Origin of the sequence: Candidatus Rickettsia tasmaniensis, assembly GCF_036857515.1 — a bacterium.
Lineage (GTDB): Bacteria > Pseudomonadota > Alphaproteobacteria > Rickettsiales > Rickettsiaceae > Rickettsia > Rickettsia rickettsii.
Window position 1 is genome coordinate 52,612 of the sequence record NZ_JAQCNX010000006.1, and the last position, 8,893, is coordinate 61,504.

Sequence of the window (8,893 nt, forward strand, 5' to 3'; positions counted from 1 at the left end):
TATTACAATATGTAAGAAAGAATAGCTGTAGAAAGACAATAAGAAAACGGTATAGACAAATTATCGTTAATTCTTAAATCTTTTGAATAAAATTCAGCTACTGTAGCCCCTATGCAGCTTATAATAATAATAATAAAACTTGTATTATATCCTAAATAGAAATACACTAATATACTTATAAAAATTGCAGAAGCTAAAAAGGTAATAGAACCGGCTATAGATTTACCGTTACCTAAGCTATTTCCTATTTTAACGCCGACAAGAGCCGCTAAACAATCTGAAATAATTAAAATCAACCACGAACAAATCACTAAATTTTTAGGAAAAAGAAGAGCAGTTAAGAAAAAACCGAGCATCATAAAGCTAAGGCCGCTTAAAGCAAAAGAACCGCTATTTTCTTCAAGCCTTATAACTTTTGAAAAAAATCTAGTTACAAATTCGCTAATTTTTGCATTATTATGACGTGATACATCTAAATATAATGTAACGGCCGTTATTATAAATAATAATAACATAATAGCGGTTCTTGGAATAAATAAATAAAGCAGCGGAAATATTATAGCCGATAGGTGGAAAATTTTACGCTTTGTCTCAAAGTCAAAATCTTTAATTTCCATAAGATTACTAATTTGTTGCTATTGTTATATGAGAAATAATGCCAACATCATTGCGAGCAGTATTCGATGTCATTCCTGCTTTCGCAGGAATGACATAACAGAATCCGCTTAGATTAGGACCACTTGCAATGACGATATTTAGGCAATGCCAAATAATTAAAAAGGCTTATTTGACAAATTTCACTATTACAAATATACTTGCTGAAATCTATATTATTGAAAATAGTATACTAAAATTACTAAATCTATACAATATAATTATGAATACAAAATTTCCTATCACCGCTAAAGGTTTTGAAAAATTAGAACACGAGCTTAAACATTTAAAACATGTAGAACGTAAAAAAATTAGTGAAGATATAGCCGAAGCACGAGAACACGGCGATTTATCCGAGAATGCGGAATATGAAGCGGCACGTGAGAAACAAGCATTTATAGAAGGGCGTATTAAAGAGCTTGAAGATATGACGGCAAGAGCGGAAATTATTGATATTGGTAAATTATCGGGAGATAACATAAAATTCGGGGCTACGGTTACTTTGATCGACGACGATACTGAAGAAGAAGTAACATATATTATTGTAGGAGAATATGAAGCCGATATAACTAGAAAAAGAGTTTCAATCGCTTCTCCTATAGCAAAAGCTTTGATTGGGAAATCGGTAGGTGATTTTGTAGAAGTTACAACACCGAAAGGATCTAAATCATACGAAGTAGTTACCGTTGAATATAAAGAACTAGAACTTTAACTTGATTTTTTTGTCACTATAAACGTTAACCGTATGGCTTGTTATGTCATTCCCGCCTACGCGGGAACGACATCGAGTAGGTTTTTCGATCCATGCAACAACCCCTGCTCCTCGCAATGACGATTTGGGTATCGACAACGCAGGTATGACATTATTAATTACTTCTTCTTAAACATCTCGAGCATTCTTTTTGTTACTATAAATCCACCGAAGATATTTATAGAAGCAAGCAGCGTTGCAAAATACCCTAGTAGACTGGGAAACCCAAAAGCAGAGCTACTTGCAGCAATCATAGAACTAAGAACTATAATACCTGAAATAGCGTTAGTAATAGACATAAGCGGAGTATGGAGTGCAGGCGTTACTTTCCACACAACATAATAGCCCACAAAAGAAGCTAATGCAAAAATAGTTATAGCAAATACTAGCGGGTCTATAGTACTTGTGTTTGTTTGCCAACTAGTATCTATTACCAAATCTTTTAATTTATCTGATAATTCTTGGGTATTATGGGCAATTTCAGCAGCCTGTTTAGCCATCGTCGGTAATTGATTCATATATTTAATTTCTCACTCACAATTTTTCCGTCTTTAGTAATCAACATCTCACGTACTAACGCATCATCCATATTAAACTTACCGTCTTGCAATGCATAGGTTAGAAAATTATACAAATTCTTAGCATATAATTTTGAGCTGTCGGTAGCAATTTTAGTAGCAAGGTTTGATAAACCTATTATGGTAACTCCGTGCTTAGTAACAATCTTATCCGGTTCTGAACCTTCCACGTTCCCGCCTGTACTAGTCGCTATATCAACAATCACTGAGCCGCGCTTCATAGATTCTAGCATTTTTTCCGTAACAAGCAGAGGTGCTTTTTTTCCCGGAATTTGTGCAGTAGTAATAACTATATCATATCCTTTAATAATTTTTGCTAAAAACTCTTCTTGTTTAGCTTTATAATCTTCTGAACTCTCGTGAGCATAGCCTGATTTATCTTGTAAATCCTCCTGTAATTCCGGTGAAACAAACTTAGCTCCTAAGCTTTCTACCTGCTCTTTGGTAGCAGCTCTTACATCATATCCTGCAACAATGCTACCAAGCCTTTTTGCCGTTGCAATAGCTTGAAGACCGGCAACACCGATACCAAGCACTAAAGTTTTACACGGTGAAATCGTCCCTGCTGCCGTCATCATCATAGGAAAAGCCCTTGTATAATGATAGCTTGCTTCAATTACCGCTCTATAGCCTACTAAGTTACTTTGAGAAGATAAAGCGTCCATATTTTGAGCTTTAGTAATTCTCGGCACAAACTCCATAGCAAAAGTCGTAAGTTTTTTTTTAGCTGCCGCTTTTATATATTCATGATTTAAATAAGGCGATAATAATCCTACAATAATTGCTCCTTTTTTTGCAAATTCAAGCTCACTATATTTATCCGTAACAGATGAAGGTTGCACCTGCACCTTTAATATAATATCAGCATCAGAAATAATTTCGAGTGGTACCGAAGATATTTTAGCACCTAGAGCAACATATTCTTCATCAAGAAAACCGGCATGAAGCCCTATATCTTTTTCTACCATAACCGCATAGCCTTTTTTGACTAGCAATCCTGCTACTTCAGGCGTTATAACGGCTCGTGTTTCATGCTTGGCTTTTTCTTTTAAAGCAACGATTTTCATAAATACTAATTATATTTTGCATTAACTGAATATATAAGGTATTTTAAACATAATTTAAAATATAAAACAACGAAAATGAAAAAAATATTTTTTCTAATCATTATTTATCTTTTTGTGAATTCAAGCTTAGCATTTGGGGCAGATGATAAAACAGCTATTTCGGAGCTAAAAACTTATCTACGTACGATAAAATCAGTTGCGATAGATTTTACTCAAGAAGATTCGTACGGTAAAATAGTCAAAGGAAAATTACTGATCCGTAAACCTTATAATTTTAGATGTAATTATTATCCTCCTTTCCCTTTAGTTATAATAGGTACTAAAAATTTCGTATCGATGTATGATTATGATATGGAGCAAGTAAGCCGTATTAATAGAAGCGAAAATACATTTAATTTTTTATTAGAAGATAATGAGCATTTTTACAAGGATTTTGTTTTTGAATCGGCAATTAACGAAAGAAATATTTCTAAAATTACTATCTATCATACTCTAACGGAAAAACGTAGCGAAATTACTTTTAATAAAGCTACTCAACAAATTGAAGCATTAAAAATATTTGAAGATAATAATATAGTCACTATTACTTTTGATAAAATAGCTAAAGTACAAAAATTTTCCGATGATTTGTTTAAATTAAAAAACCCTGAAATATTCGGTCCTCCTGAAAGATTAACAAAATCAGAAATAGAAAAAAAATATATTGTTTCTTGAAAATAAACAGGTTATGTTAATTACGCTAGTAGTGGGCATTGTACCTGTTTAGTCGGTCAGGTCTGAAAGGAAGCAGCCAGAGTGGGATGCGATGGGTCATTACTAGCATTATTCTAATTTTGATATCATTTCTACAGCAAGGCGGCTCGTTTTATGTCATTCCCGCGAAAGCAGGAATTCAGTAAAACATATAAAATACGTATTTTGTAGCAATATTAAGGTTATTTTCTCTAGATTCCTGCTTTCGCGGGAATGACATAGAGAACCATGCAATAAAGCCAGTTTTCTGCTAAAATGACATAAAAAGTCTTATAACTATCGTGCTAGATATAAATTCATCAAATCAATATATTCCTTTTGCAAGGAAATATCGTCCTAGTAACTTTGCCGAGCTTCAGGGGCAAGAGGTATTAGTCAAAGTTTTAAGCTATACTATTTTAAACGATAGGCTTGCCGGAGGCTATCTTTTAACAGGTATTAGAGGAGTCGGTAAAACTACTTCCGCCCGAATTATTGCTAAAGCCGTAAACTGTTCTGCTTTAATTACCGAAAATACGACTATTAAAACATGCGAGGAATGCACGAATTGCATCAGCTTTAATAATCATAATCACCCTGATATAATCGAAATTGATGCGGCAAGTAAAACTAGCGTAGATGACATACGTAGAATTATAGAATCCGCCGAGTATAAGCCCCTACAAGGTAAGCATAAAATCTTCATTATTGATGAGGTGCATATGCTCTCTAAAGGGGCATTTAATGCACTTCTTAAGACACTGGAAGAACCGCCACCTCATATAATATTTATCTTTGCAACGACAGAAGTACAAAAGATACCTGCAACTATTATCTCAAGATGTCAACGTTATGATTTAAGGCGGTTGAGTTTTGAAGAGATTTTTAAGCTACTTGAATATATAACTAAGCAAGAAAATTTAAAAACCGATATAGAAGCACTAAGAATTATAGCTTACAAATCGGAAGGGTCGGCACGTGATGCAGTCTCTATTTTAGATCAAGCAGCTAGTATGTCGGCGAAATCTGACAATATAATTAGTCCTCAAGTAATTAATCAAATGCTTGGGCTTGTCGATAGTTCGATTATAATAGAATTTGTCGAATGTATTATCCACAGAGAGACGGAAAAAGCTATAAATTTAATAAATAAACTTTACGGTTCTTCGGTTAATCTTGAGATTTTTATAGAATCAGCATCAGATTTTATTGCTTATCTTAATAAAGTAAAAATGTTACCTAATTATAGTTTGCCTATATATGAATCATTTAATGATAGAACTAAAAGCATATTAGATAAAACCAGCTTGCCGCACTTATCAATCTTATGGCAAATATATAATAAGGGAGTAGGGGAAATAAAAATTTCCTATAACCAACTAACAGAAACGGAAATGTTAGTTATAAAATCTATATATTCGACGTCGCTACCCTTGCTTACAGATTTTGACGGTAATAATCAAAATTTAAATCAATCAATTAATCCGGAAATAAAAAAAAAATTTGAAATTGTAGATTTTCTTGAATATTTATATAAAAATAATGAGATAGATATATATTATTTCCTGCTCAATCATACGGAACTTAAAAATCTCAGTAATAATAGATTAGAGTTCGTAAGTCTTGAAGTTACAAGCAAAATAAAAAGACAAATAGAAGATTTGTTAGCTGCTTTTACTAATGAAAAGTTTGAGATAGTAATAATAAAAGAGCAGAACAAGCAAACCTTAAAGAATCAGTTAATTGGTAAGATTGAAGCAAGTAACGATTTTGGTTTAATTAAAAAACATTTCCCAAATATAACAATTTCGGATATTTTACTTAAAAGCTAAAAATATATAGGATAGAATTATGGTAAATTTTAATCAGTTTTTAAAGCAAGCCCAATCAATGCAAAAGAAAATGCAAGAAGCTCAAGAGCAAATGGCAAATGCAAGATATACCGGTAAAGCCGGCGGCGGACTTATTGAGGTTATTGCAACCGGTAAAGGCAAAGTTGAAAAGATTTCAATTGATGAATCTTTATTAAAAGCAGAAGAAAAAGAAATGCTTGAGGATTTAATTAAAGTTGCCTTTAATGATGCTCAACAAAAATGTGATGAAGATTCTCAAAATTCTTTATCAGGAGCTTTAAACGGTATGAGCTTACCACCAGGCTTTAAAATGCCGTTTTAACACGGCTCTTATGTCATTCTCGCAAAGATCGTGTTGAGTGGATACAAGTCGTCATTGCACACGAACGTTAGTGAGCGTGGCAATCTCAGGAATTCTTCCCAAGATTGCTTCGTCAATTTACTATTGTAAATTTCCTCGCAATGACAGAAAAACTGCTCCACGTAACAACGTCTTTAGTCGCTTAGCTCATGACGATTTGGTATCCATATTTATTCACAAAATATCATCACAATAAGATGTATCTATCCCCAACATCTCGTTAAGCTCTGTTTGTACTATCTCAGGCAAAACTTTAAGTTTCTCTTTTAATATTTGATATTCTTCATTGTTGTCAACATTATATATTTCTTTATATTTCAATAGCGTTTTATCCCTAAGAGAAGGGATAATCATATCGTTTAGTTTATCTAATTTTTGCTCTAATTTTTCTTTTTGCTCTTCTGTTAGCTCTTTTTTACCGGTTTCTAAAAAACTTTTCAAATTACGAGCATCTTGTAGATAAAGTTTAACAACATCAATATTATAATTAGTATCCAAAAGTTTTATTGATGCTTTCCAAGCTATAAATTCTATTAATTTTTCAAATGAAAATTTCTACTAAACTTTCTGTTTCTACATTCTTCTGCCAGTTTATGAAAATCATCTTCACAATCTACGTCATCAGGATTAGCTTCTGTCTTAAGTAGTATTTTAACTATATTTTCTTTACTTAGAATAGAAGCTATATGCAGAGGTGTATCATCGTGTTCATTTAGTGGTATTGCTGCAAACTCATTAGAAACAGCCATCTTATTATTGACAAGTTCTTTGATCTTCTTAATGTCTTCATTGTAAATAGCATTAAACAAATTGATTTTGAAATCGTTTTCGTCATATTTAGATTTATACATAAAACCCCTTTTATTTTAAAAAGGCATGTTAGCACTTTTTGATATAAAGGTCAAGAGATAATTAATAATTTAACTATTTCTTAATAAGAAGGAAATTTGTAAAAAATAGACATCTTTCCAAAGCAGTTTATAGAGAGGAATTTAAAGGATACACGGAAGCACTTGCCGCTGCAGCATATATAGACATACGCGAAGATTAGGGATTAGGATCGACGTACAAATTGCCTTTAGAAGCAAGTTATGCAGGAAGTCTAATAATTCAAGATCAATAAATCCTTATCAATCCTGAAACCTTTGAAACGCTCAAGTAGCGACATACCAAGAAGCGAAATATCAAGGTCACCAAGACCTACATGTCCTTTGATGTTCTTAAATTCCGTACCGATTACTACACTATTTAAGGTTATAGGGGCGGCTTTATTTTCGCCGTTAGCTGTTAGATAAGTTCTAGTATATTTTAATTTAGTTAAGTCAAAGCCTAATTTTTGAGCATCTTCTTTAGTTAAAGCTATATCACTTGCCCCTGTATCTACCATAAATTTTATTTTAACATTATTTACAAAAGCATTGATATAAAAATGCCCGTCTCTGCTACGGGCTATAATAATTTCTCCGACTTCAGTGGACCATTTATATGATGGAATTAAAGCAGACATTACTCTATGATAAGCGTAGTTCAGCTCAAACCTAAAAGCATAACCGGTTATTATAACTAAGAAAATTACTGCCCACATTGCTAATTGCAAACAAAATCTGCGCATTTCATTTTGGCTAATAGTACTGTAAATTATACTAAATAATATTAATAATGACGCACAAAAACTCCCTATATTTTGTGGTGCTTTAAAAAATTTTGGATAATGTTGATTGATATATTTGTATAATAAACCGGTTACAATTACGGTGCTGCAAATGATAAAAATAAGTTTTATGAGTTTTTTATTCATATAATATACTACAAGTAAATAAAGAATAGGTATACGAAGTTCTATCTGAGTATATAATTTTAATCTATATAATCAAACCAAAGTCCCAGCCCATTTTTAAGTGGAAAACTACCTTCTTGGTTCACTAGAATAATAATTCCAAGTTCTTCTGACGGTATAAAGCCAATAAAAGAATTAATACCGTTAATTATAGCCTAAGTGAAAAATTAAATCCTTATTTGAGCGTCCTTTTACTTTAAGAATACACCATCCAAGAGCATAATATGACTCAATCATTTTTTGATCAATAGGCCAAATCGGTTGCCATTTAAATCCAAAAACATCTTTGTTTGATTTTACTATTTTATACATACGATCTAAAGTACTTTTAGCAATAAGATTCGGTTTATAACCAAAACTAAGTGTGAATATTTCAATCATTCCATCTATTGATGCAAAAACGGCAGATGCAGGTACCGTCTTTGGGTAATAAGCGGAAACGGCAACAATGTTATTACCTCCTGTCCGTCTATTATTGCTTTAGAATACGGATAAGCAAGTTGTACATTCGGCCCTAGCGGTAATATTTGTATATCTTGCGTTTTAAGCGTTGTACGCAAATTATCTATTGCAACATTTAAACTTGATTTTTTACAATTTAAAGCTTCTTCAAGTAAACTAAAAACTATGTTACTATACTTATAGCATTACCCGGGTTTACAACTAGCTTGTTGTTTTTTTAGCAACGTTAAAAGCTTTGCGCGATTCATTCCTTGCTCAATTTCAATATTTCCTGAGAATTGATAACTTGTTGTATGGCTTAAAATATTATTAAGACTAATAGCATTTTTTAGGTATGGTAATTTGAATTTTTCGTCAAAATCTCAACTTTCTTGATCTACCATTAATGCAATTGCCGTTGCTGAAACAGCTTTTGAAACCGATGCTAAAGGAAATAATTACTATTTTATACATACGATCTAAAGTACTTTTAGCAATAAGATTCGGTTTATAACCAAAACTAAGTGTGAATATTTCAATCATTCCATCTATTGATGCAAAAACGGCAGATGCAGGTACCGTCTTTGGGTAATAAGCGGAAACGGCAACAATGTTATTA

12 protein-coding genes and 1 other RNA gene are annotated in these 8,893 nt (G+C 32.4%); 5 read left to right on the forward strand and 8 right to left on the reverse strand.

Features of this window, described 5'->3' with window-relative positions; genetic code table 11:
* Window positions 1–2: 2 nt before the first annotated feature.
* Window positions 3–617, reverse strand: coding sequence for a diacylglycerol/polyprenol kinase family protein (locus tag O6R16_RS02035; RefSeq protein ID WP_499679794.1), 615 nt, complete (start codon window positions 615–617; stop codon window positions 3–5).
* A 260-nt stretch (window positions 618–877) separates the two neighbouring features.
* Between O6R16_RS02035 and greA the strand changes: the two genes are divergently transcribed.
* On the forward strand, window positions 878–1,366 hold the full coding sequence (gene greA / locus O6R16_RS02040) for a transcription elongation factor GreA (RefSeq protein ID WP_037213737.1): 489 nt from the start codon (window positions 878–880) through the stop codon (window positions 1,364–1,366).
* Between the two features lie 158 nt (window positions 1,367–1,524).
* Here greA and O6R16_RS02045 read toward each other — a convergent pair whose 3' ends face one another.
* Both O6R16_RS02045 and O6R16_RS02050 read right to left on the reverse strand, forming a co-directional pair.
* Window positions 1,525–1,923: an NAD(P) transhydrogenase subunit alpha part 2 gene (locus tag O6R16_RS02045; RefSeq protein ID WP_499679795.1), complete on the reverse strand. Its 399-nt coding sequence runs from the start codon at window positions 1,921–1,923 to the stop codon at window positions 1,525–1,527.
* Window positions 1,920–3,050 (reverse strand): NAD(P) transhydrogenase subunit alpha, encoded by a 1,131-nt coding sequence (locus O6R16_RS02050; RefSeq protein ID WP_499679796.1) that lies wholly within the window; start codon window positions 3,048–3,050, stop codon window positions 1,920–1,922. The genes O6R16_RS02045 and O6R16_RS02050 overlap by 4 nt, the downstream gene beginning before the upstream one ends.
* A 75-nt stretch (window positions 3,051–3,125) precedes the next feature.
* Here O6R16_RS02050 and O6R16_RS02055 point away from each other — a divergent pair, with 75 nt between their 5' ends.
* The 4 genes from O6R16_RS02055 to O6R16_RS02070 all read left to right on the forward strand — a co-directional run bounded on the left by O6R16_RS02055 (window position 3,126) and on the right by O6R16_RS02070 (window position 5,957).
* The gene (locus O6R16_RS02055) at window positions 3,126–3,764 is read left to right on the forward strand and encodes an outer-membrane lipoprotein carrier protein LolA (RefSeq protein ID WP_499679797.1); all 639 of its coding nucleotides are present in this window, start codon (window positions 3,126–3,128) and stop codon (window positions 3,762–3,764) included.
* A 21-nt stretch (window positions 3,765–3,785) separates the two neighbouring features.
* An RNA gene (ffs, locus tag O6R16_RS02060) (signal recognition particle sRNA small type) lies at window positions 3,786–3,877 on the forward strand.
* 207 nt (window positions 3,878–4,084) lie between these two features.
* On the forward strand, window positions 4,085–5,614 hold the full coding sequence (dnaX, locus tag O6R16_RS02065; protein WP_499679798.1) for a DNA polymerase III subunit gamma/tau: 1,530 nt from the start codon (window positions 4,085–4,087) through the stop codon (window positions 5,612–5,614).
* A gap of 19 nt (window positions 5,615–5,633) precedes the next feature.
* Window positions 5,634–5,957, forward strand: a complete 324-nt coding sequence (locus tag O6R16_RS02070; RefSeq protein ID WP_499679799.1) for a YbaB/EbfC family nucleoid-associated protein — start codon at window positions 5,634–5,636, stop codon at window positions 5,955–5,957.
* Between the two features lie 213 nt (window positions 5,958–6,170).
* On the opposite strand, the gene O6R16_RS02075 is transcribed toward O6R16_RS02070, so the two are convergent.
* The 5 genes from O6R16_RS02075 to O6R16_RS02095 all read right to left on the reverse strand — a co-directional run.
* On the reverse strand, window positions 6,171–6,494 hold the full coding sequence (locus O6R16_RS02075; RefSeq protein ID WP_499679807.1) for a hypothetical protein: 324 nt from the start codon (window positions 6,492–6,494) through the stop codon (window positions 6,171–6,173).
* Window positions 6,495–6,529: 35 nt separating this feature from the next.
* Complete coding sequence (locus tag O6R16_RS02080) at window positions 6,530–6,745, reverse strand: ankyrin repeat domain-containing protein (protein WP_499679800.1); 216 nt, start codon at window positions 6,743–6,745, stop codon at window positions 6,530–6,532.
* Between the two features lie 353 nt (window positions 6,746–7,098).
* Window positions 7,099–7,794 carry an aspartic protease APRc gene (locus tag O6R16_RS02085; RefSeq protein WP_499679801.1) on the reverse strand — a complete coding sequence of 232 codons (696 nt, stop codon included), beginning with the start codon at window positions 7,792–7,794 and terminating at the stop codon, window positions 7,099–7,101.
* 183 nt (window positions 7,795–7,977) lie between these two features.
* A complete protein-coding gene (locus O6R16_RS02090) occupies window positions 7,978–8,214 on the reverse strand; it encodes a hypothetical protein (protein WP_499679802.1) in 237 nt (78 codons plus the stop codon).
* Between the two features lie 435 nt (window positions 8,215–8,649).
* A partial coding sequence (locus O6R16_RS02095; protein ID WP_499679803.1) for a hypothetical protein occupies window positions 8,650–8,893 on the reverse strand: 244 nt, incomplete at its 5' end.